Annotated in this window: 20 protein-coding genes; 10 read left to right on the forward strand and 10 right to left on the reverse strand. The window is 36.9% G+C overall.

What is annotated here, in order from left to right; genetic code table 11:
- Positions 1-86 precede the first annotated feature (86 nt).
- From LG402_RS19080 to LG402_RS19090, 3 genes are all read left to right on the forward strand, one after another.
- Complete coding sequence (locus LG402_RS19080; RefSeq protein ID WP_166539085.1) at positions 87-2018, forward strand: ABC transporter ATP-binding protein; 1932 nt, start codon at positions 87-89, stop codon at positions 2016-2018.
- 331 nt (positions 2019-2349) lie between these two features.
- Complete coding sequence (locus tag LG402_RS19085) at positions 2350-4032, forward strand: methyl-accepting chemotaxis protein (protein WP_166539086.1); 1683 nt, start codon at positions 2350-2352, stop codon at positions 4030-4032.
- Between the two features lie 538 nt (positions 4033-4570).
- On the forward strand, positions 4571-6313 hold the full coding sequence (locus tag LG402_RS19090) for a methyl-accepting chemotaxis protein (protein WP_166539087.1): 1743 nt from the start codon (positions 4571-4573) through the stop codon (positions 6311-6313).
- A gap of 97 nt (positions 6314-6410) precedes the next feature.
- Here LG402_RS19090 and LG402_RS19095 read toward each other — a convergent pair whose 3' ends face one another.
- From LG402_RS19095 to LG402_RS19105, 3 genes are all read right to left on the reverse strand, one after another.
- A complete protein-coding gene (locus LG402_RS19095; protein ID WP_166539088.1) occupies positions 6411-7955 on the reverse strand; it encodes a methyl-accepting chemotaxis protein in 1545 nt (514 codons plus the stop codon).
- Positions 7956-8104: 149 nt separating this feature from the next.
- Positions 8105-8965, reverse strand: coding sequence for an SIS domain-containing protein (locus LG402_RS19100; protein ID WP_109408924.1), 861 nt, complete (start codon positions 8963-8965; stop codon positions 8105-8107).
- 700 nt (positions 8966-9665) lie between these two features.
- Positions 9666-10271, reverse strand: coding sequence for a LysE family translocator (locus LG402_RS19105; protein ID WP_072068772.1), 606 nt, complete (start codon positions 10269-10271; stop codon positions 9666-9668).
- Positions 10272-10370: 99 nt separating this feature from the next.
- Here LG402_RS19105 and LG402_RS19110 point away from each other — a divergent pair, with 99 nt between their 5' ends.
- From LG402_RS19110 to LG402_RS19120, 3 genes are all read left to right on the forward strand, one after another.
- Positions 10371-11351, forward strand: a complete 981-nt coding sequence (locus LG402_RS19110) for a hydrolase (protein ID WP_072068773.1) — start codon at positions 10371-10373, stop codon at positions 11349-11351.
- The gene (locus tag LG402_RS19115; RefSeq protein WP_109408926.1) at positions 11348-11569 is read left to right on the forward strand and encodes a YheU family protein; all 222 of its coding nucleotides are present in this window, start codon (positions 11348-11350) and stop codon (positions 11567-11569) included. Before LG402_RS19110 ends, LG402_RS19115 begins: the two co-directional genes overlap by 4 nt.
- Positions 11570-11631: 62 nt before the next feature.
- A complete protein-coding gene (locus LG402_RS19120; RefSeq protein ID WP_072068774.1) occupies positions 11632-12501 on the forward strand; it encodes a phosphoribulokinase in 870 nt (289 codons plus the stop codon).
- Between the two features lie 88 nt (positions 12502-12589).
- On the opposite strand, the gene LG402_RS19125 is transcribed toward LG402_RS19120, so the two are convergent.
- Positions 12590-12997, reverse strand: coding sequence for an OsmC family protein (locus tag LG402_RS19125; RefSeq protein WP_036933917.1), 408 nt, complete (start codon positions 12995-12997; stop codon positions 12590-12592).
- A 313-nt stretch (positions 12998-13310) separates the two neighbouring features.
- Here LG402_RS19125 and crp point away from each other — a divergent pair, with 313 nt between their 5' ends.
- Positions 13311-13943, forward strand: coding sequence for a cAMP-activated global transcriptional regulator CRP (crp, locus tag LG402_RS19130; protein ID WP_004246872.1), 633 nt, complete (start codon positions 13311-13313; stop codon positions 13941-13943).
- A gap of 95 nt (positions 13944-14038) precedes the next feature.
- On the opposite strand, the gene argD is transcribed toward crp, so the two are convergent.
- The 3 genes from argD to ppiA form a co-directional block, all read right to left on the reverse strand.
- Entirely contained in the window at positions 14039-15253 is a 1215-nt protein-coding gene (argD, locus tag LG402_RS19135) for a bifunctional acetylornithine/succinyldiaminopimelate transaminase (protein ID WP_227336135.1), read from the reverse strand.
- Between the two features lie 117 nt (positions 15254-15370).
- On the reverse strand, positions 15371-15946 hold the full coding sequence (locus tag LG402_RS19140; RefSeq protein WP_036933913.1) for an aminodeoxychorismate synthase component II: 576 nt from the start codon (positions 15944-15946) through the stop codon (positions 15371-15373).
- A 374-nt stretch (positions 15947-16320) separates the two neighbouring features.
- On the reverse strand, positions 16321-16890 hold the full coding sequence (gene ppiA, locus LG402_RS19145; RefSeq protein WP_072068777.1) for a peptidylprolyl isomerase A: 570 nt from the start codon (positions 16888-16890) through the stop codon (positions 16321-16323).
- 270 nt (positions 16891-17160) lie between these two features.
- Between ppiA and yihA the strand changes: the two genes are divergently transcribed.
- The 3 genes from yihA to LG402_RS19160 all read left to right on the forward strand — a co-directional run bounded on the left by yihA (position 17161) and on the right by LG402_RS19160 (position 19422).
- A complete protein-coding gene (gene yihA, locus LG402_RS19150; RefSeq protein ID WP_109408929.1) occupies positions 17161-17793 on the forward strand; it encodes a ribosome biogenesis GTP-binding protein YihA/YsxC in 633 nt (210 codons plus the stop codon).
- Between the two features lie 484 nt (positions 17794-18277).
- Positions 18278-18796: a peptide deformylase gene (gene def, locus LG402_RS19155; RefSeq protein ID WP_109408930.1), complete on the forward strand. Its 519-nt coding sequence runs from the start codon at positions 18278-18280 to the stop codon at positions 18794-18796.
- Between the two features lie 167 nt (positions 18797-18963).
- On the forward strand, positions 18964-19422 hold the full coding sequence (locus tag LG402_RS19160) for a hypothetical protein (RefSeq protein ID WP_166539091.1): 459 nt from the start codon (positions 18964-18966) through the stop codon (positions 19420-19422).
- A 53-nt stretch (positions 19423-19475) separates the two neighbouring features.
- Here LG402_RS19160 and polA read toward each other — a convergent pair whose 3' ends face one another.
- The 3 genes from polA to LG402_RS19175 all read right to left on the reverse strand — a co-directional run bounded on the left by polA (position 19476) and on the right by LG402_RS19175 (position 24554).
- Positions 19476-22274 carry a DNA polymerase I gene (polA, locus tag LG402_RS19165; RefSeq protein WP_227336136.1) on the reverse strand — a complete coding sequence of 933 codons (2799 nt, stop codon included), beginning with the start codon at positions 22272-22274 and terminating at the stop codon, positions 19476-19478.
- Between the two features lie 640 nt (positions 22275-22914).
- Positions 22915-23538, reverse strand: coding sequence for a thiol:disulfide interchange protein DsbA (gene dsbA / locus LG402_RS19170; RefSeq protein WP_109408932.1), 624 nt, complete (start codon positions 23536-23538; stop codon positions 22915-22917).
- 20 nt (positions 23539-23558) lie between these two features.
- A complete protein-coding gene (locus LG402_RS19175) occupies positions 23559-24554 on the reverse strand; it encodes a serine/threonine protein kinase (RefSeq protein ID WP_109408933.1) in 996 nt (331 codons plus the stop codon).
- Between the last annotated feature and the right edge of the window lie 11 nt (positions 24555-24565).

Genomic DNA, 24565 nt, shown 5'->3' on the forward strand with positions numbered 1-24565 from the left:
TTCCGTTACCATGCACGCATTGTGACCAACTGTTACGAACAACTTACTCTATATATTAATTTACATACTCTTAATAGACGATATTTATGATTGTTTTTTCTTCTTTGCAAATTCGCCGTGGCGTCAGAGTGTTACTGGATAATGCCAGTGCAACCATTAATCCAGGGCAAAAAATTGGTCTAGTCGGCAAAAATGGTTGTGGTAAAACCACATTGCTTTCTTTATTAAAAGGTGAGCTTCAAGCGGAAGCGGGGAATGTCACCTTTCCCAGTACTTGGGCTATGGCGTGGGTTAACCAAGAAACACCTGCACTTGATGTACCAGCAATTGATTATGTTATTGATGGTGATAGAGAATATCGCCAGTTAGAACAACGATTACAAAAAGCCAACGAGATAAATGATGGTCACGCAATTGCACTTATTCACGGGCAATTAGATGCAATTAATGCATGGACAATTCAATCTCGTGCGGCAACCTTACTAAATGGCCTTGGTTTTAGCCAACAACAACTAAACGAGCCTGTAAAATCATTCTCAGGTGGTTGGAGAATGCGTTTAAACTTGGCACAAGCGCTAATTTGTCGCTCTGATTTACTATTACTCGATGAGCCTACCAACCACTTAGATTTAGATGCTGTTATTTGGCTTGAAAAATGGCTAAAAAGCTATACTGGCACCTTAATTTTGATTTCCCATGACCGTGATTTCCTTGATCCGATCGTGGATAAAATCTTGCATATCGAACAAGAAAAAATCTTCGAATATTCAGGTAACTACTCTTCGTTTGAAATGCAACGAGCAACAAAACTCGCTCAGCAACAAGCCTTGTTTGAAAACCAACAATCAAAAATTGCACACTTACAAAGTTTTATCGATAGATTTAAAGCGAAAGCCACTAAAGCAAAACAAGCACAAAGCCGCGTGAAAATGCTTGAGCGAATGGAGCGCGTTGCTCCAGCTCATTCTGATAACCCATTCCAATTTAGTTTCCGCCAACCAGAGAGTTTGCCTAATCCACTGCTATCGATGGAAAAAGTCAGTGCTGGTTATGGCGAAAAAATTATTCTTAATGATATTAAGCTAAATTTAATCCCTGGATCACGTATTGGGTTATTAGGACGAAATGGTGCAGGTAAATCAACTCTAATCAAATTACTTGCAGGAGAGCTTGAGCCATTACAAGGAAAAATGTCTCTCTCAAAAGGCATTAAATTGGGTTACTTTGCACAGCATCAATTAGAGTTTCTACGCTCCGATGAGTCTGCACTACAACATCTAACGCGCTTGGCTCCTAAAGAGACTGAACAAAAATTACGTGACTATCTTGGAGGTTTTGGCTTTCATGGCGATAAGGTGACTGATGCGTGTGGTCAATTTTCTGGCGGTGAAAAAGCTCGTTTAGTGTTATCTCTTTTAGTCTGGCAACGCCCTAATTTGCTGTTAATGGATGAACCAACTAACCACCTCGATTTAGATATGCGTCAAGCGTTGACTCAAGCGTTAATTAGTTTTGAAGGTGCAATTGTTGTGGTATCGCATGATAGGCATTTACTGCGTTCAACCACTGACGACCTCTATCTTGTTCACGATGGTCAAGTTGAGCCTTTTGATGGCGATCTGGATGATTATCAACAATGGTTAGTTGATCAAAACCGCCAAGAAACACAGGCCAATAAAAATCAGCAAGACAAAGATAATACCACGACAACAAATTTAAGTGCGCAAGACAAAAAAGAACAAAAACGTAAAGAAGCAGAGTTTAGACAGCAAACTCAACCGCTACGTAAAAAACTGACTACCTTAGAAAGTAAAATGGATAAACTCAGCCAAGAGCTTACTCTCATTGAAACAGCACTCTCTGACAGTGGCATTTACGATATCAGCCGTAAAAATGAGCTTTCAGATTGTTTAAGCCGACAAGGTATCGCAAAGTCAGCACTTGAAGAAGTTGAAATGGAATGGATGGAATTACAAGAAACATTGGAAGAGATGACAAATACATTTGACTCTCAGTAATAACCTATCATTCATTAAAAAAGGAACTGTTTTAAGTGAAATAGTTCCTTTATTTTTATCCCATCATTCATTCTTAAAATTTATACAATTCATTTTACTTAGAGGATTTATATCATTTTACAGTAGCACTATTTACACAAAATATAATCTCTCCCTATCTGACAATATCCCAGTAAAAATAACAGTCTAACGTTTATTTTCTGACTATTCATATAAAGTAAGAGAAATAAATCCTTTCGCACTAAAGTTTCTAACATTCCAGCCGAATTAATCATTCTGCTAAGTGGACCTCCCACTTATCGACGAAAAGGCAAAGCTAATAGGTAGGGTTATGTTAAAACGAATTAAAATCTCTCAAGGTTTAATGTGTGTCCTGACTCTGTTTTGTATTATTCAGATCATTTCTGGAGTACAAAGCATTCACGATGCCTACCAGACTCAAAATAAACTCAAGCAAATCTCATACAGTTTCGACCAACTACGTACAATGGATAATACTTATGCGGAGTTGAATACATTACGTACAGATATTATTGCGCAAGCATTTAGCTATATATCAAACCCTCAAGCAGAAGATGCAAACATCACCGCATTTATGCAAACTATGCCAGCACGTAAAGCACAAGTTGATGCTTTGATGAATGAGTATGTTGAGCTATCTGCTCAAACAGGTTTCGATCAGCAACGTATGGCTCAGATCAAACAGCTTTATCAAAAAAGCCGAGCTGATCTTGATTTATTGGCACAATATTTAAGTGAGCGAAATACTAATGCTGTTCGATTGATCTTAAAAAGCCCAGCGAATACTAACTTTACTAACTCACTGTATGAAGCCACAGACTTTATTACAGATGAAGTGGTTAATCCCTCAGTGACCGAAGCGGAAAAGAACTACTACAGTATGCTGTGGATAGCGTCTACCTTTATGGGTATTTTCCTTATTTTCACCACGCTAGTGCTTATTTGGATACGTAAATACATCATTGCTCGTATTAATCAAATGATCACCTATCAAGAAACAATTGCTAAAGGTGATTTAGTCAGTCGTGTAGACAGTGACATTTCAGGTAATACTGAAATAGACCAGCTAATGCTGGGATTACAGCAAATGCGCGCACAATTAAAAGAGATGGTAAGCTCTATCCGAAATAGTAGTGCAGCTATTTATACAGGTGTACAAGAGATTGCTGCAGGCAATAATGACTTATCAAGCCGAACTGAAGAACAAGCTAGCGCACTAGAAGAAACAGCATCCAGTATGGAGCAAATGACCGCAACCATTCGCAATAACACAGAGAGCGCTCGTGAAGTCACAGAGTTGGTGATGAGTACTGCAGATATTGCCGTTCAAGGTGGCGAACACAGTAATAAGATGGTTATGACAATGACAGATATTGCCGATCGCTCACAAAAGATTGGTGAAATTACGGCTGTTATTGATGATATTGCATTCCAAACAAATATCTTAGCCCTTAACGCAGCCGTTGAAGCAGCAAGAGCTGGCGAGCAAGGTCGAGGATTTTCTGTGGTAGCAAGTGAAGTGCGCAACTTGGCACAACGAAGTGCAGAAGCTGCTAAAGAAATCAAAGAGCTTATTGAATCCACAATTTTACGAGTAAGACAAGGTAATGATCTTGTTGAACAAGTCAGTTTATCAATGGGTGAAATTGTAACATCCGTTAATCACGTTTCAGGTTCAATGAAAGAAATTCTATCTGCATCAGAAGAACAAACTCGTGGTATTGCACAAATTAGCCTTGCTGTTAATGAGATGGATAAAGCAACTCAACAAAATGCGGCTATGGTTGAACAATCAACTGCGGCTTCTGCCACATTAAGTGAACAAGCCAGCATGTTAGATATCATCGTCAATACATTTAAAGTTGAACATGAAAAACCATCCCCAACGAAACTGCCTACATTCTCAGCAAAATCGCCAGAAAAAGAAGCGATTAAAACACCGACAATAAAGGCAAACCACCATGGCACCGATGATAATTGGGAAAGTTTTTAAGTTGGCCTCTTATACAAAAGAAAGTAATCGCTCGGTATAATAAGTAGTCAATTACATATAACAAAACCTCTACCTACCATACTCCCAGTTAATTTCTGGGAGTATTTCAATTCCCCCCACACATAAACATAAAAAACGATCATTTTTCATACGAAAAAAGAGCGATTTTTAAGAAATAATAAGAGCATTTTCGAAATCAATACGTTTATTTCACTTATCATAAGACAAATCGATAAATAAAGAAAAACATTGCTCATTATTGCTCTCTTATTCAGCAAAATCATTATAAAGTCTTATTATTCTACTAATTAACATAAAAAATAAGTAAGATAATATACTTACAGTATTTTATATATATCATTAGAATATTTTAGCTATTAGCTGATAAACAAAGCTAAAAAAAGAAATATAAGTCGTCTTTACTATTAAATAGAGTAGAAACAATAAAGTTTTTAAATATTAAGCCGAATAAGTTTAATTGATAAATAGTTATCGCTCCTTGCTGTGTGTCCTACAAATCAATTAAATAGGTAAGGCTATGCTGAAACGAATAAAAATATCTAATGGCTTAATGTTTATTTTAATACTGTTTTGCACTATTCAACTTTTCTCTGGTGCAATGAGTATCCGTGATGCGAGTTTAACAAATAAGCGGATCTCACAATTAGCAAATGGCTTTGAACAGATAAAAACGATGGATTATGGTTATGCGGAGTTAAATAAATTACGTGAAGATATGCTTAATGTTATGTTTGAAGCTCATCTCACTCCTGACATTGCAGAAGATAAAATTACCCACTTTCTTTCCACTTACCCACAACGAAAACAAGAAATTACACGTATTATTACCTCGTATTTTACTTCTGCAACCAATGCCAACTTTGATCCTGAAAAAATAGAAAGTATGAAAAAGCTTTTTAATCGTGTTATTTACGATCTTGATCAGCTTGTCTCATGCTTAGAAATTCGAGATTACTACGGCTTTCAATCTCTTTATGCTCATAATACCAATGAGCGTTTTACTCAATCCCTCTATGAAGCAACAGATTACCTCAGTGATAACGTGGTGACTCATGCAACACAAGCTGCGCAAGGTAATTACGAACGTACGTTAATTTTAGCGTTTGTTTTTATGTTTATTTTTATTCTTTTTACGGTTCTTGTTGTACTTTGGATACGTCGAAATATTGTTTTACGTATCAATCAAATCGTGGATTATATGTCAGAAATTTCACAAGGAAATTTATTAGAAAATAAAGACATCACAGCAAAAGGAAATAATGAAATTGACCAATTAATTACGGGTATTCAGTATATGCGCACTGAACTCTCATTAATTGTGAATGCTATTCGAGGAACAAGTCATCATATTTATACAGGTGTTCAAGAATTATCGGCAGGAAATACCGATCTTTCTTGCCGTACTGAAGAACAAGCTAGCGCATTAGAAGAAACTGCATCTAGTATGGAACAACTCACAGCAACAGTGAGAAACAATACAGAAAGCGCTCGTGAAGTTTCACATCTCATCAATCAAACATCAAATATTGCCAGTAAAGGGGGCGATGTCACTAATCGAATGGTGAAAACCATGACGGATATTGCCGACAGCTCACAAAAGATTGGCGAGATCACCGCCGTTATCAACAGTATTGCCTTTCAAACCAATATTCTCTCCTTAAATGCGGCCGTTGAGGCTGCTAGAGCCGGTGAGCAAGGGCGTGGTTTTTCTGTGGTGGCAACTGAAGTGAGAGAATTGGCACAGCGTAGTGCTGAAGCAGCGAAGGAAATTAAAGAATTAATTGATGCCTCAATAAGTCGAGTTCGTCATGGTAATGATCTTGTTGAACAAGTTAGCATTTCTATGGGTGAAATACTGACATCTGTAAAACATGTTGAAGACTCAATGACAGAAATTTTATCGGCATCTGAAGAACAAACTCGCGGTATAACCCAAGTCTCTCTTGCGGTTACTGAAATGGATAAAGCCACCCAACAAAATGCTGCTATGGTTGAACAATCCTCCTCTGTTGCCAGTTTACTAACCGAAGAAGCAGGCAATCTTGAACAGATCGTTGAGCAATTTAAAACCGCTGAAAGTGAGCAATACAATAAAAAATCACAACATAACATAATCGAAAAATCATTCTCTTCTGAAAAGTCACTGCCCCCCAAAGAAGAAAAAATAAAAAACACCACCAAGGATGACATAAAAGAGAAGAGTTTCGTGAAAGGAACATCTGTCAAAAATGATGAAGACGATGATTGGACAAGCTTTTAAATCATCGTTTTATCATGATTAAAATAGAACTTAGATAAACGCAAAGACACCTATTTTTAGTAGGTGTCTTTTTCTTTTATTTTCTAATAATTACAACTTAATGAAATACATTAATTGCACTGACTAAGTAATTAGTTTGTACTTTCATTTCACCTGAAATCATTGAAGCCTTAGAAACATAATTAGCATTTTCATGCGTAATTGATTCCAGTTTTTCAACTGCACGACCTAGCTCCTTTAATCCCGCACTTTGTTCTGATGAGGCAAGGCTAATTTCACCAATTAAATCGGTCACATTTTTGACATGTACGACAATATCCTCCATCGTACTGACCGTCTCATTGACTTGTTTTGAACCGACTTTGATATTACTACTTGAAGCACTAATCAATTTTTTGATCTCTTTTGCCGCTTCCGCACTGCGTTGTGCCAATTCTCTCACTTCAGTCGCCACCACAGAAAAACCACGCCCTTGCTCACCAGCTCTAGCAGCTTCTACTGATGCATTCAATGCAAGGATATTGGTTTGAAAAGCAATACTATCAATTACACCAATGATATTGCTGATCCGCTCTGAACTTTTCGCAATATCATTCATAGTATTGGCAATATTATCCATTGCATTGCCTCCCTTTATCGCTGCATCACAGGTGATATTAGAAAGGTTATTTGCCTGCCCCGCAGTTTCACTATTACTACTTACCGCCGTAGTCAGCTCATTCATCGTAGATGCTGTTGCTTCAACATTACTGGCTGTCTGTTCCGTTCTTACATATAAATCACGATTACCCGCAGCTAGTTGATCACAAGAAATATCGACTTGATGAATTTGATGACTTACATCATTCACTAACCAACGGAACATTCGGCCTAACTGATTAACTGAACGCTGAGTCATCCCAATTTCATCAATACGATTAAGGTAAGCAACGTTATGTTCATCTCCTGTTGCAACTCGATTAGCATGTTTATTTAATTGAATGATGGGTTTAACAATTTGAAAATACAAAATACGTTCATTTGCCATGAGTAATAATAGTAAAACGACAACATGCATCAAAAGAGCATAGCCGGATAAGCCAGAAAACCATGCACTTAACAACATAAACGGTAGAGGGAATAGAATAAAAAGGCGAAGGCGTTTTTTTAACGAAATAGTTTGATTCCATGAGCGCCAACGTTGCCATCCTTTATAAACAAAAGCACCTTTTAAAAAGGTGTGAGAAGGATATTTACCTTGATTAAATGCATCATAAAGTGTTGAGGCTTGTGCTATTTCCTCTTTTTGTGCACAGGTTCTGACCGACATAAAACTTTGAATTTTGCCTTGACGAATAATAGGCGTGATATTGGCCCTTACCCAATAGTGATCGCCATTTTTACGTCTATTTTTAACAATCCCTGTCCAAACTTCGCCTTGTTTTAAGGTTTTCCACATATCCTTAAAAACGTCTGAAGGGATATCGGGATGCCTGACAATGTTATGGGGTTTTCCCACTAGTTCCTCTACTGAAAACCCACTGGCCTCGACGAAGTCCTCGTTGGCATAAATAATATTGCCATCAAGATCTGTCGTCGACATCAGTGTTGCGTTTTCAGATACCGGGTATTCTCGCTGTGTCACCGGTTGATTGTTACGCATTAGTTACTCTCCTCGATATTGAAATTAAAACATCTCAACAAAAAAACACTGCCTAAATAACTATCGTTTCGGCCGTTGGGAGAATAACTTTAGTAATAAGTGTAAATACCTACCTTTAAATATTAATTTTTTGAATCAGTTCAAAATTTTTAATTATCTAGACTGTTAATTAATGCCTGAGAACTTAACACTAATGTCTTCGCACATTCATCACGTTTCTTTAATAACGCCATGAAAATAAGATCTGTTATTGTATTTTGTGCAGTACGAGATGAGATTGAAGCACTCCTCCACTCCCCCTCATCCGCAATTGTTTCTAATATATAATCAGAGATCTTTCCTAATGGAGAGTGTTTTTCTCCTGTAATAGCAATAATTTTTGCCCCCTGTTTTTTAGCAACAGAGGCTGCCACTAACATGTCTTTTCTTTTTCCACTATAAGAAATAACTATTTGTAAGTCTTTTGGACTTAACATTTGGGCAACAGATATTTGGACATGATGATCCGTTTCAATAAGTGTAGTGATACCGATTTTTTGTAATTTATAACTTAAATCTCTAGCCACCAACCCAGAACCGCCAATACCTATAATTTGAACGCGTTGAGCTTCATCAATAAGCTGGATCACCTTTTCAAAATGAAAATAATTAATTTGGCGAGTTGTATCACTTATAGAATTATTTTTTTCTTGCGCCAGTTTTTGTGCAATAACAACTAAACTATCATCAGAACCTATTTGATTATGTAATATACTAGCGTTTTGCCCTGTACCTGCATTTTTTCGGCCTAGCTCTTCACTTATTGCAAGTTTCAAAGATGGAAAACCTTTGAATCCTATTTTTTGACTAAACTTAACAATCGCAGACTGACTGACGCCCGTAATTACAGCTAATTGCTGTGATGAAAGTGTCACCGTTTTTTCAGGGTTATCTAAAATATAATCTGCTATTTTACGCTGATTTGTAGCCATACCTGGCTTGATCCAAGCAATTTTTGTTAATGTTGGCATAATGACAATATCCACTTCGAGTACTATATCGTTATATTTGGGATCATTCTTGATAAAGAGTTTGATACCTAAAATTATTTAGGTTTTCAGATTAAAATCAATAAAAAAAGAACATAAACAATAAATTATAAAAAATAATGTTATTATTAAAATACTTACTCTTATAATAGTTTTATAATTATCTTTTCTATCTGCATTTGTTCATTAACCACGATATTCTATAATAATTAATTTATTTTTTTCCAATCTTTAATAATAATTTATTCTTTTTGGTCAATAAGAGAATATAAATTCAATCTATATATATTCAATAATATTGCGTTTTTAAACGCTCTAATTAAGTTATAACAATTAAAGAACACACTAAAAACATATGTACAATAAAATTCTCTTTAATTACAAACAGTAAACAGGAATAAATAATTCCTAGCCGCGAGAATTATTTTTCATTTTAAAGTATAAATTCAGATAAATGAAAACGTTAAATAATCACGTTTATATGAAATGAGGAATTCTTATTCTCACCTTATATAAAAGAGCACTTTAACATAAATACCTATGATAACAGGCGATCATAGATCTCTCTTTCACTAGATTAATACTCTTTTTTGGATGAAAATTTAGAACAATCATATCAACCAAACTTAAAAAAGCATTATTTAAATCAAAATAATTAAGTTACTTATTGATTTATAGTTATTTATTCAATCCAAATCAAAGGAACACAGAGCGCTGTTAATAATCCCATTGAAATATTAAAAATAAACCAGGATCTTCTGCTTTGTAAAAATAAGCTGATTAAGGTTCCCCCTAAAATCCAAACAATCCCTGCGACAAAATTCACTATCACCATCACAATGCTCATCGCAATAATTGAACTAAAATAGGCATCACCAGATAAACTAAAACTTCCAACTGCCCCTAATCCCATCATCCACGCTTTAGGATTGAGAAATTGTAATAATCCACCTTGAAACCAACTTACTGCTTGTGGCGTTTTTGCTGGGATATCTAAACGCTGATAAGATGATGTCGCTGTTTTCCAAGCAAGCCAAAGTAAGTATGCACTTCCGATTATCTTTAATCCTATATGCAATGCAGGATAAATAATCAGTAATGCAGCCACACCAAATGCCGAGCTAAGTAAAACACATTGCATTCCCAGCATAATACCCGCCATAAGCTTTAATGAGCCTTTAAAACCGACATTAGCACCTGATGAAGTAAGTAATAAGTTGTTGGGTCCTGGTGTGATAGCGGCAATAAACAGGAAAATAGTTAAAGAAAAAATAAGGCTAATTGTCATGGCGAGTGCTCAAAGATGTGACAGATGTTTTATTTTCACCGAAAATAGCAGTATGTTATTTAGCAAACAAGTGTTAATTCATTTTGATAGACGGAAAATATGTCTCAATACTTTAATCCAATGCGTTGGGCTAAAAATCCACATTTACAAACGCTTTTACCAAGAATAGTGCGTAGAACACCACTATTAACGCCTTACTGGCAACGACTAAACCTTCCTGATAATGATTTTGTCGATTTGGCATGGAGTGAAGATCCCAAAATGGCGCTCGATAAGCCAAGATTAGTGATCTTTCATGGTTTAGAAGGAAGCTTTAGCAGTCCTTATGTTCATGGCATGTTATCAGCAGCAAAAGAGAGAGGCTGGTTAAGTGTTGTAATGCATTTTAGAGGATGCAGTGGTGAGCCCAATAGACAAAAACGCATCTATCACTCAGGTGAAACCGAAGATGCTCGCTACTTTTTAAATTGGCTAAAAAAGGAATTTGGTGAACAGCCAACAGCTGCCGTCGGCTACTCTCTTGGAGGTAACATGCTCGCTTATTACCTTGCTGAAAGTGGTGAAAATGCCGTTGTAGATGCCGCTGTTATTGTATCAGCACCATTAATGTTAGAGCCTTGTTCAGCTAAAATTGAGCATGGCTTTTCCCGTTTTTATCAATGGTATCTATTAAAAGGACTAAAAAATAACGCGACACGCAAGTTGATCCGCTATCCTGAATCATTGCCAATTAGTTTGTTGACGATAAAGTCCATCAAAAAGCTACGCCAATTTGACGATCTAATTACCTCTAAAATTCATGGATTCAAAGATGCCCTAGATTACTATCGTCAATGTAGTGCTTTGCCTTTATTAAATAAAATAAAGAAAACGACACTGATCATTCACGCTAAAGATGATCCTTTTATGTCTGCGGATGTTATTCCTGATATCACAACACTACCCAATAATATTGAGTATCAACTTACTGAATTTGGCGGGCATGTAGGTTTTGTCAGTGGCAAGCTTTCTAAACCCGTGATGTGGCTTGAAAATCGGATACCTGACTGGTTATCCGCTTATTTGGAGAAAACCAAATGATAATACCTTGGAACGAACTTTCCTCAGAGACTCTAGACAATCTTATTGAAAGTTTCGTTTTACGAGAAGGCACCGATTATGGTATCCAAGAGAAAACGCTTGAACAAAAAGTCGCCGACGTAAAAAAACAACTTAAATCCGGTGAAGCCGTATTAGTTTGGTCAGAACTTCATGAAAGCGTCAATATTATGCCTGCATCGCAATTTCGCTCTGATTAATCACTCCAGAGCGAAATATCGCCACCAATAAGGGCTAACCTTATTTTGCAAAAGGATAACCTATGTCAGTCAAACATCCTATCATCGCGGTTACTGGCTCAAGTGGAGCAGGAACGACTACCACGAGCCAAGCTTTTCGTAAGATATTCCAGCAACTTAATGCACATTCTGCTTTAATTGATGGGGATAGTTTTCATCGTTATACTCGCCCTGAAATGGACATGGCGATAAGAAAAGCCAAAGAACAAGGGCGACATATTAGCTATTTTGGCCCTGAAGCAAATGATTTTAGCCTACTGAGTTCCACATTCAGCCATTATAGTGAAACAGGACAAGGCCAATCACGTAAATATTTGCACTCTTATGATGAAGCAACGCCCTACAACCAATTACCAGGGACTTTTACACCATGGGAATCATTACCCAATAATACCGATGTACTCTTTTATGAAGGATTACACGGAGGTGTTGTCACTGATGAACACGATGTCGCACAGCATGTTGATTTACTAGTGGGTGTAGTTCCTATCGTTAACCTTGAGTGGATACAAAAACTTATCCGAGACACAACCGAACGGGGCCACTCACAAGAAGCCGTAAGAGATTCAGTGGTGCGTTCTATGGATGATTATATTAACTATATCATTCCGCAATTTTCGCGTACTCACATCAACTTTCAACGAGTCCCTACTGTCGATACATCAAACCCATTCTCAGCTAAAGCTATCCCAACTCTTGATGAAAGTTTTATTGTTATTCGCTTTAGAGGCTTAACGGATATTGATTTTCCTTATTTACTGGCAATGTTGCATGGCTCATTTATGTCAACAATAAATACAATTGTGGTGCCTGGTGGAAAATTAGGATTAGCGATGGAGTTAATTATGGCGCCATTAGTCAAAAAATTATTAAATGGCGAAAAGATCAGTTAACAAAAATAAAATCTATTTTTATAAAAATAATATCCCCTTTATTAAGGGATATTATTTCTAAATTAAACTTTATTTTAAAATATCAAATTTATTCAGCGTCTTTTATTTCGAATGAATGTGTAATATTAGCTGCTTTTCCTAACATTAAAGAGACGGAACAATATTTTTCTGCAGATAATTGAACTGCTCGTTCAACAATTTTATCTGTGAGTTCTTTACCTGAAACAATAAAATGTAAATTGATATCAGTAAATAAACGTGGAGCTTCTTCACGACGCTCTGATGTTAATTTCACTTCACAATCAGTGACTTGATGTCGCCCTTTGCGTAAAATACTAACGACATCAATCGCACTGCATCCACCCGCAGCAATTAAGACCATTTCCATTGGGCTTGGTGCTTTATCGCCAGAGTTCCCATCCATCATTATTTGATGACCTGATGAAGACTCACCAACAAAAGATAAATCTTCAACCCACTTAACTCGTGCTTCCATTTATTTTCCCCCTAAACATGACAGAAACTAAAAGAGTACATTCTCATAATTCAACTAGCAATTAGCAAATAGGTTTATTATGCTGACTGCGTAAAACGAGACTTAATGCACTAATTGTGTTAAAAACAATATCTGCTTGATGATAGTGGTTAAGATCAATGCATTATTTTCTCATTTATTATAATCTACTCCATATTAACTTACCGTGTTCTCAGGAAGTTAATAGGTCAAGATAGGATTTTTAAGCACGCTGTCTCAAAAGGGAGTCTATCCGTTTTGAATGGCTGCATTTAACGTACAGAGGATAACGCGAATGGTTCTCGGCAAGCCGCAAACAGACCCGACTCTTGAATGGTTTTTGTCACACTGCCATATTCACAAATATCCATCCAAGAGCACGCTGATCCACCAAGGTGAGAAAGCGGAAACACTTTATTATATTGTTAAAGGTTCCGTGGCTGTTCTTATTAAAGATGAAGAAGGGAAAGAAATGATCCTCTCCTACCTGAATCAGGGGGATTTCATCGGTGAACTTGGATTATTTGAAGAAGATCAAGAACGTAGTGCATGGGTTAGAGCAAAAACAGCCTGTGAAGTAGCAGAAATTTCCTATAAAAAATTCCGCCAATTAATTCAGGTCAACCCTGATATTCTGATGCGCCTGTCAGCTCAAATGGCGAACAGATTACAAACCACATCAGAAAAAGTAGGTAACCTTGCTTTCCTTGATGTAACAGGTCGTATTGCACAAACCTTACTAAACTTAGCAAAACAACCCGATGCTATGACGCATCCTGATGGCATGCAAATTAAAATTACACGTCAGGAAATCGGTCAAATTGTTGGTTGTTCACGCGAAACTGTAGGCCGTATTCTTAAAATGCTAGAAGATCAAAACCTGATCTCTGCACACGGTAAAACAATCGTCGTTTACGGGACTCGCTAAGTTTCCCTGCCCGAACAAACAATAGCCCGATACAAAGGGCTATTGATAAAAAATCTGTATAAACCCCATTCTTGTGATGGGGTTTATAATAAGGACTACTCTTTTACAAACTCCGCAATAGCTGCTTTTAATGCCGCCATTCCTTCTTGTAATTCTTCTTGGGTAATAATTAATGATGGCGTAAAACGCATAACATCAGCCCCTGCATTTAACATCATTAACCCATGTTTTGCAGCTAACCCTAATAGTATTTTCGCTTTGCCTTCATATTGTGATGCAAGTTGTGCACCAATCAATAATCCTTGCCCACGGATTTGCGAAAAGACGTTGTAGGTTTGGTTTATTGCCGTGAGCTCGTCTACAATCCACTGATAGCGCTTTTCTACACCCTCAAGTACCTCTGGTGTATTGATTAAATCAAATGCAACATTACCCACTGCACACGCTAATGGATTACCACCATAAGTTGTACCATGAGTTCCTACTCCCATTACCGACGCTATCTCTTGTGTCGTTAACATCGCACTGAGTGGAAAACCACTTCCTAGCGCCTTTGCCGTAGTAATAATATCGGGAGTTACATCGTAATTCATATAAGCAAAAAGCTTACCTGTACGCCCCATACCCGTTTGTACCTCATCAAGAACAAGTAATGCTTGATGTTTATCGCACAACTCACGTAGCCCCCTCATAAATTCAGGAGTAGCAGCTGTTACACCGCCTTCACCTTGTACTGGTTCTAGTACAACGGCACATGTATGATCATCAATAACCGCTTTCACGGCATCTAAATCATTAAAAGGAACGTGTACGATATCGGCAGGTTTTGGGCCAAACCCATCTGCATATTTAGGCTGTCCTCCTACAGATACAGTGAACAGAGTTCGACCATGGAAGGCATGGTGAAAAGCAATAATTTTGGTTTTATAAGGACTATGACGAGTGATCGCATAATGGCGAGCTAATTTAAATGCAGCTTCATTCGCTTCAGCGCCTGAATTAGCAAAAAAGACACGCTCTGCAAATGTATTATCAATTAATTTTTGTGCTAAACGCAGTGCAGGCTCATTTGTAAAAATATTACTCACATGCCAGAGTTGCTCACTTTGTTCTTTCAATGCTTGATTCAGTGCAGGATGAGCATGTCCTAATGCCAATACAGCAATACCACCAGCAAAATCAATATAAGATTTTCCTTGCTGATCCCAAACTCGACTTCCCACCCCTTTAACAGGAATAAATTCTGCGGGTGAATAAATTGGCAACATTACTTGATCGTAAGTTGCCCGGTTGATGCTTTGCTTTGTCATTACCCCACCTGATCGTTATTCATCTTCAATGTGAAAATATAATCACTAAATATGAATAAAAAATCAAATGTGGTTTTGTATAAAAAGGCGTTATTTCGCTATTTAAATACTATCTTATTAATATTTAAGAAAATTATTTAATAACTCATGCCCTTGTTCACTTAAAATACTTTCTGGGTGAAATTGAACCCCTTCAATTGGAAGTGTACGATGGCGAATTCCCATAATTTCATCAACATTTCCATCATGTTGGCTCCATGCCGTTACTTCAAAAGGCACAGGTAACGTCGTAGCATCTATCACTAAAGAGTGATAGCGCGTTACACTTAAAGGACGATTAAGTCCTTTAAAAACGCCTTGTTGGTTATGATGTATCAATGAATTTTTACCATGCATAACTTCTCGTGCTCTAATAACAGATGCACCAAAAGCTTGCCCTATTGCTTGATGTCCAAGACAAACGCCAAGAATAGGAATTTCACCTGCAAACCGCTGTATAGCCTCAAGAGAGATCCCGGCTTCATCAGGAGTACAAGGTCCTGGCGAGATAACAAGATGTGCTGGCATCATCTTTTCTATCTCTTTAAGTCCAATCTCATCGTTACGCTTAACAACAACCTCAGCACCCAATTCACAGAAATACTGATAGAGGTTGTAGGTAAACGAGTCGTAATTATCAATAAGTAACAGCATATTAGCCTATCCGACTGATTTTCTTATCATTATCTATTTTATTACTATTTTAAAGCGAGTGTATATTTGCCAAAATAGCTCGTTGTTTAACCGACTTGGGTACAACAAAGCCGATTATCATAGCACAGGTATAAAATATGAATAGTAAGCAAGAAAATCTGCTGATTTATTGCGCAATAACAATAATGACGGTAATTGATGATGAATACAGTGATTAATAGTGTAATGAATACTTATTGCAGGAGATCACACGAAAAAACAGACGATAAAAAATATTTTTTTCGTACTAAAAACCCCGGAATGAATACTTTCACTCCGGTTTATATGTATTTTATCTTATCAGAATACGTAAATACCCTATCCCAATAATGCGTTTATTCTTTTACGACTTCAGCAGATAAAATAGTAACCGTTTTTACCGGCACATTTTGGTAAGGACCAATATTGCGGGTTTGAGCTTGTGAAATTTTATCAACCACATCCATACCCTTTACCACTTTACCAAATACGGCATAACCAAAATCACGTTGACCGTGATCTAAAAAGGCATTATCAGCCACATTAATAAAGAATTGACTGGTTGCACTGTCTTTATCCGACGTACGTGCCATAGCAATAGAGCCTTTTACATTACGTAACCCATTATCTGCTTCATTTTTAATTGGCGCTCTGGTCTGCTTTTGTTGCAAATCAGCAGTGAAACCACCGCCTTGAACCATAAAACCGGGGATAACACGATGAAAAGTTGTGCCGTTATAGTATCCATCTTCGACATACTGAATAAAATTTTTCGTTGTTATTGGGGCTTTTTTATTATCCAGTGATATTTCAATATTGCCTTCAGAGGTGACTAATTTAACGAAGGTTTCTCCCGTTGCCATTGCAAAAGTCGCTGTTGTTAAAGTGCAAGCGGTAACGAAGGTGACAAGAAAACGTTTTAACATGCAGGGATCCTTTACTTTAATAGTCTACAACTTACTTAATATGCAGCGATTCTAATTCGCTGAGGTAAATAGTGCCAATCATTTACCTTTATTTACGCTCAATAAGTCTAATTACGTCATAACAGAGTAAATTTTAATTTTTAAGCTCTGTTATAAGTCATTAAATTGCGCCAAAATAGAGCAAATAGATATTTTAGATATTCTTTCTCATGCAGAATTGAAATGAGTATGCATGAGAAGCCGCATTATTTCAGAGAGGTTTATACCATAATGGCCCAATTTAATTACCAAAAAGCACATTTCATCATCAGTGCGCCTGATATCCGCCATTTACCACCAGATACAGGGATTGAAATTGCCTTTGCGGGTCGCTCTAATGCCGGTAAATCCAGTGCTTTAAATGCCTTAACCCAACAAAATGGGTTAGCAAGAACCAGTAAAACCCCAGGCCGTACTCAATTAATCAACCTCTTTCAAATTGAAGAGGGTTTACGCTTAGTCGATTTACCTGGCTACGGTTATGCTCAAGTTCCTGAAGAAATGAAGCGCAAATGGCAACGTTCTTTAGGTGAGTACTTACAAAAAAGAGAGTGCTTAAAAGGCGTAGTTATTTTAATGGATATTCGTCATCCATTAAAAGATCTCGATATGCAAATGATTGACTGGGCAGTTGAGTCTGAACTCCCTACACTCGTCTTACTGACTAAAGCCGATAAGCTGGCATCTGGTGCCCGTAAACAACAATTGATGAGTGTACGTGATGCACTAGCAAGTAAAGTTGGTGATATTCGTATCGAATATTTTTCATCATTGAAAAAAATTGGTATTGATAAGCTACGTAACACACTTAATGAATGGTATTCAGGCAAAGAAGAAGCGCCTGTAAACGACAATAACGTTTAATCTCTTCTTTTTCCCACCCAAAACTGACTGATCTTTTATTGATTAGGGGAAAATCACCTTTCCCCTTTCACTTCTAGCACAAACCACTTCAGCAAATTTTAGACAAAAAAATGCCCCAGTCGAAATAAAGTCGACTGGGGCAGCTAATATTCAGCTAAATCCGATTACGTGAAGTAAAAGGTCTGAAAGATAGAACATCTTACCTCTGTACCCTACGAGAGATAATGTACTCTATTTTATTGGTTAATAAAAGCCCTTTTGTAATTTTTTTTCACATGCAGACACGATTCAGCTATGTGTTTATGTATTCAAATCATAAATAAATGTAGTTTAATTACATAATTATGAGACTTTAATCACTTACATGAATATGATTAAAAATAGAACAAATCACACAAAAGGTGCGGTTTATCCTTAATGATTTTGTGATACGCTTACCGCGAGACCGTAGTAAATATGTAATTAGCGATAAAATGAGGTATCCATGGCTGTATTAACGCTGCTGCGTTTTCCTGATGAGCGTCTGCGCAGAGTTGCAGCACCAGTGGAAAAAGTAGATAACGAAATACGCACATTAATCGACGACATGATTGAAACCATGTACGCAGAACGAGGTATTGGCTTAGCGGCACCTCAGGTTAATGTATCTAAACGCATTGTTGTTATTGATGTTTCTGAAAACCGAGATCAACCGATTGCCCTAATCAATCCTGAAATTATCAGCACTGAAGATGAAGTGATGGATATGATGGATGGGTGTCTATCTATTCCAGATTCTTTTGCCCCAACAGAGCGTTACCGCTTCTTAAAGGTGAAAGCATTAGATAGAAATGGTGATGAAATTGAACTTGAAGCCTCTGATTTATTTGCAGGCTGTATTCAACATGAGTTAGACCATCTTGATGGCAAACTCTTTATTGACCATTTGTCTCCGTTAAAACGTCAACGTATTGAGAAAAAACAGAAGAAATTAAGCAAACTGATCGATTCACAAGTTGCTTAATTATTCACTTATCTCTTTTTCACATTTTGATAAGTTTTGACATAAAAAAGCTCGGTAATTAACCGAGCTTTTCTTTTTTCTACCTAATACAGATAAATTATCGCTGTTTTCTCACCATCACTTATACAATAAATATAAAGCTTATTAGCACATCAATTGAGGTAAAAATGGAAAATAGTCAATTTATGGATTTATGTGAACAACTCAAAGCAGCTGGTGCAACAAATCCCAAATCATGGGCAAATAGTGAATTACAAGAAAATATTCCACAGTTTGCACGCTTCCTTGTGTTAAAAGGACTCACCGATATCTATCGTGATGTTGAGGGAAATATCAATGAAATGGATATTTACTCTGATAAAGCCAACGATGTATATCAAAAACTAGCCCCCCAACTTGATAAACAAGAACTTAAGGAATTACTCCATTCCTATGGTAAATCAATTATTGGCAAGGTAATTGATATGCTTGATGAAGGCTATCTTTATGATGTTAATGACAACGTAGGTTGGTCTTTGATGGAACTTGATGACAAAGGCACAACAACAGACAGGCTGATCCAAGGTTTGCACGAAGATTTTATTGAATTTGAAGAGTCAGAGCTAACTTCTGACACTAAAGCTTAAACAAGAAAGGGCACAATCCTGTGCCCTTTCTATTAAAGAATAATATTTAAAAATTAATGTGCTTCATCCCAGTTATTACCCACACCCACTTCGACTTTTAATGGGATAGCTAATTCCATACTACCTTCCATCAATTTGTGGATCATGGTGTTTGCTTTCTCTAAATAAGACTCTCGCACTTCAAACACTAATTCATCGTGTACTTGCATGATCATATGCACATCATCAGAGCATTCATTACAAATCCAATGATCTACTGCAATCATCGCTTTTTTGATGATATCAGCAGCAGTACCTTGCATTGGTGCATTAATAGCCTCACGTTCTGAAGCTTTACGACGAATTGCATTCTTCGAATTAATTTCTGGTAAATAGAGGCGACGACCATCTAACGTTTCAACATAGCCTTGCTCAGAAGCTTGTTTACGTGTGCGCTCCATATAATCCAATACGCCTGGATAACGCTCAAAATAGAGATCCATATAGCGTTGAGCTTCTCTTCTCTCAACACCAATTTGTTGAGATAAGCCAAATGCGCTCATGCCATAAATAAGACCAAAGTTGATCGCTTTCGCACTACGGCGCTGTTCAGAGGTTACTTCCTCTAAAGGTATGCCAAACACTTCAGATGCGGTTGCACGGTGAATATCTTTACCTTGAGCAAAAGCATCTAACAAACCTTTGTCTTGCGATAAATGTGCCATAATCCGCAATTCAATCTGTGAATAGTCGGCTGCAACAATTTTAAATCCTTCACGCGCAATAAAGGCTTGGCGAATACGGCGTCCTTCTTCATTTCTCACTGGAATATTTTGAAGATTAGGATCCCGTGATGATAAACGACCTGTTGCGGTCACTGCTTGATGATAAGAAGTATGTACACGCTTTGTCTTACTATTCACCATTAATGGTAATTTATCAGTATAGGTAGATTTTAGTTTCGCAAGTCCGCGATGTTCTAAAATTAAACGTGGTAATTCATGACTATGCGCTAACTCTTCTAATACTTCTTCATTAGTCGATGGCGCCCCTTTCGGGGTTTTCTTGATAACAGGTAATTGCAGTTTATCAAATAAGATTTCTTGTAACTGTTTAGGTGAAGAGAGATTAAATTCTTGCCCAGCTAACGCAAACGTCTCTTTTTCAATTTCAGCTAAACGTTGTGTAATTTCTTGAGATTGAACTGCTAAAACTTGAGCATCAATTAATACTCCTTTGCGTTCCATTCTAGAAAGTACAGGGACTAATGGCATTTCAATATCGCGGTAAACATGTTTAAGTGGTTCAATAGCTTCTATTTGAGGATACAGAGCTTGATGAAGTAATAAAGTGATATCGGCATCTTCAGCTGCATATAGCGTTGCTTGTTCAACTTCAATTTGATTGAAAGTCAGTTGCCCTTTACCTTTACCCGCAATTTCTTCAAATGTGGTAGTTTTATGGTTTAAATGTTTTTCAGCCAACGTATCCATATCATGTCGATTACTGACACTATTTAATACATAAGATTCCAACATCGTATCAAAATGGATACCATTTAATTCGATACCTTCATTTTCCATAATGCCACGGTCAAATTTCAAGTTTTGCCCAATCTTTAAGATATTTTTATCTTCTAAAATAGGCTTTAATGCTGTCAGAACATCATCCAGAGGAAGTTGGTCTGGCGCATCTAAATACTCATGACGTAACGGAATATAAGCTGCTTTGCCTGGCTCAATCGCAAACGACATGCCAATTAAACGTGCATCAATATTATTTAAGCTGTCAGTTTCTGTATCGAATGCAAATGCGGGGGCTTTTTTAAGAAGCTCAACCCAGTGTGCTAAGCTTTCATGCGTTAATATCGCCTCATAATTTTCTTGTGTGATCACAGGGAAATTAGCCGATATAGATGCTTCTTTGGGTTTTGCGACTTCAGAGGTATAAGGCACCGCAACTTTATGAGTGCTACGCTGTGCTAACCAGCCACCATTTTGAAGATCACTTATCCAGCGTTTAAATTCATAACGCGTGAACATCTCTAATAATTGATCTAAATTTGGCTCATTAACCACTAAATCATCAAACGTTTTATCGAGTTCAACATCCGTTTTAATCGTTGCCAGTTTATAAGAAAGTTTTGCCACTTTCTCATGCTCTGCCATTTTAGCGCCAAGTGTTTTAGCACCACGGAAACTTAACGTTGCAATATTATCAAGCTGTTGATAAATATCGTCTAAACTCCCAATTCCTTGTAAAAGCCCTAATGCTGTTTTCTCACCGACACCAGGAACACCTGGAATGTTATCTGATGAATCTCCCATTAATGCGAGGAAATCAATAATCAGTTCAGGAGGAACGCCATATTTTTCTTTGACTTCATCAGGGCCTAAAATAACGTTAGTCATAGTGTTAATAAGCGTGATCTTTGGCGTCACTAACTGCGCCATATCTTTATCACCTGTACTTATTAGGACATCACGTCCGCCAGCAGCTGCTTTTAGTGCCAGTGTTCCAATGACATCGTCTGCTTCCACACCTGAAATAGATAGCAAGGGTAAACCCATTGCCTGTACCATTTCATGTAAAGGTGCTATTTGCTCACGTAAATCATCCGGCATTGGAGGACGGTTAGATTTATATTCCTCATACAATTCATCACGGAATGTTTTACCTTTAGCGTCAAACACAACCGCAACATGGCTTGGCTTATACTGTATTATCAGACTACGTAACATGTTCAACACACCATACATTGCACCAGTTGGTTCACCTTGGCTATTAGTTAGCGGTGGAAAAGCATGATAGGCACGATAAAGATATGAGGAGCCATCTACAAGGATAAAGGGGTTTTCTGCTATCTGGACCATAATCTGTTCATCATTGTTCTGAGGTTCGTTGATATGACTAGAATGCCACATCACAGCCCAATAGACGAATATTACCTGTTCTTTAATGTGGAAATTCGGCGTAAAGAGTCAATTATTTATTGTTAGCAGAACTTAACCGAAAAGAATAAGTGATAATGATAACTTAATATTAATTAAAACAAACTTTAAGCAAAAGCCTTTTCTGTTAATCTATTCTTAATTAAAAATAAAGGCTAAAAATCACATTTACAACTTTGTTTAAAAACGATTTAGGATAGTGTCATTGATTCATCATTAATATTAACGTTCATATTAGTGTCACTTTTTTCCCATTAAGATTTCAACTATCCAACGAACCTCACAATAACCTGTGGATAACTCTGTGAGTCGTTTTTTAATTCTCTCTATATTAATAAGTTACCTTTCTTTTCACTTTATTAACACAATTAAAAAATCAATCACTTAGCGAATTCATTAAGATATTATAAATTAATAAAAACATTTTTCATTAATGTGGATAGTTATATTATGACAATTTTATGAAAGCAAAAAAAATAGCACTCTTATTTACTGAGTGCTATTTTTCATATAAAAACTATATATTTTTACTTAATCCATATAAGAAAGAATTAAGCCTATATTATTTTTTTAACAATAACTGATTCACAATATCAGAATATGTTTTCGCATATTCTTCTGGTGATTTAGCGCTAATGCCATCATTTTTCATCTTGTATTTACCACCAACGATCATGGCTGGCACACCATTAATTTGGAAATCAGCGACAGCATTTTGTTGTTGGCTCACTAAGGAATTGACGACGAAGCTATTCATTGCCGCATCGTAGTCTTCACCTTTAACGCCTGCATTAATAAAAGTATTGCGGATATCATCAACAGAACGAATAGATTGAGTTTCTTGAATACCTTTAAATAAAGCAGGAGAAACTTGATCTTCAACACCTAATGCCATTGCTACAGCCCAAGAACGGGTCAAATCTTTACCTAAAGGCCCTAAAAAATCAACATGATAACGAACAATATTGGTATTTTCTGGTGCGTTCTTTTCAACAGTGCTATTGACTTTATAGACTTCAGAAAACTGGTAACAATGTGGGCAATAAAAAGAGAAAAACTCAACAACATCCGGCGCTGCATTGACAGTTTTGGAAAGATTAGTATATTGTTTGCCTTCAGAAATATCTGCAGCAGACACGCTGAATGCTAACACCATACTTGCTAACGCCAACCAAATCTTTTTCATGTTTCATCGTCTCCTAAGAATTAATACATTGGGCTAAGTTGTAAAGGAGGCTCATTTAACTGCTCCACTTGTCCCTTGAATAAGGCTAATTGTTTAAACCAAAAATCTTGTTCTTGAAACCAAATAAAAGCTCTTGGAAAGGCCGGATCATTCCAGCGCTTTAATACCCATGCGAGATAATGCACCATTCTCATCGCTCTTAGTGGTTCAATTAATGACAATTCTCGTAAATCAAAATCTTGGTATTCATAATAAGACTCAAGGATTGTATCTAATTGTATAATTTGCTCTTGCTTTGAACCATTTAATAACATCCAGAAGTCTTGTATTGCGGCTCCCATTCGAGAGTCATCAAAATCAACCATTACAACTTCATCACGCCACAATATATTACCGGGATGGCAATCCCCATGTAGTCGTAATATTTGCCATGTGGAGTCTTCTATTCGAGGACTCACTTCATGAATAAGTTTATCAATCACCTCAATAAACTGAGGCCTGAGGCTATTAGGAATTAATGCACTATTTTCAAATTCTAATTTTGGTGCCATCAGATATTCTGCAATAGAAAGGGTCGGGCGATACTGATAACTCTTTTTTCTACCTATTTGATGAATGCGCCCTAATGTGCGTCCTACTTCTTCTAGTTGAAATAAGTTATCCGTTTCATATGCCCTTCCACCAATACTAGGAAATAATGCAAAATAAAACCCGTCATCAGAAAGATGGACTGTCTCATTATGTATGATTAAAGGGGCTGCAACTGATACTTGAGCTTCCTTTAATGCTAAAACAAATTCATGTTCTTCTTTTATTTGCTCATATGACCAACGCTGAGGGCGATAAAATTTCACCACATAACGCTGTCTATGTTCATCCATAAATTGAAAAACACGATTTTCATAACTATTTAATTCAGTTAACCCTGATTCAGGATAAAAACCAATTTTAACTAGTGCATCCCAAATGTTATCAGGTGAAAGTCCCTGAAAATTAAATGAGGCAGATATTTCCATTTTCTATCCTG

The organism is Proteus sp. NMG38-2 (genome assembly GCF_020640995.1).
GTDB lineage: Bacteria > Pseudomonadota > Gammaproteobacteria > Enterobacterales > Enterobacteriaceae > Proteus.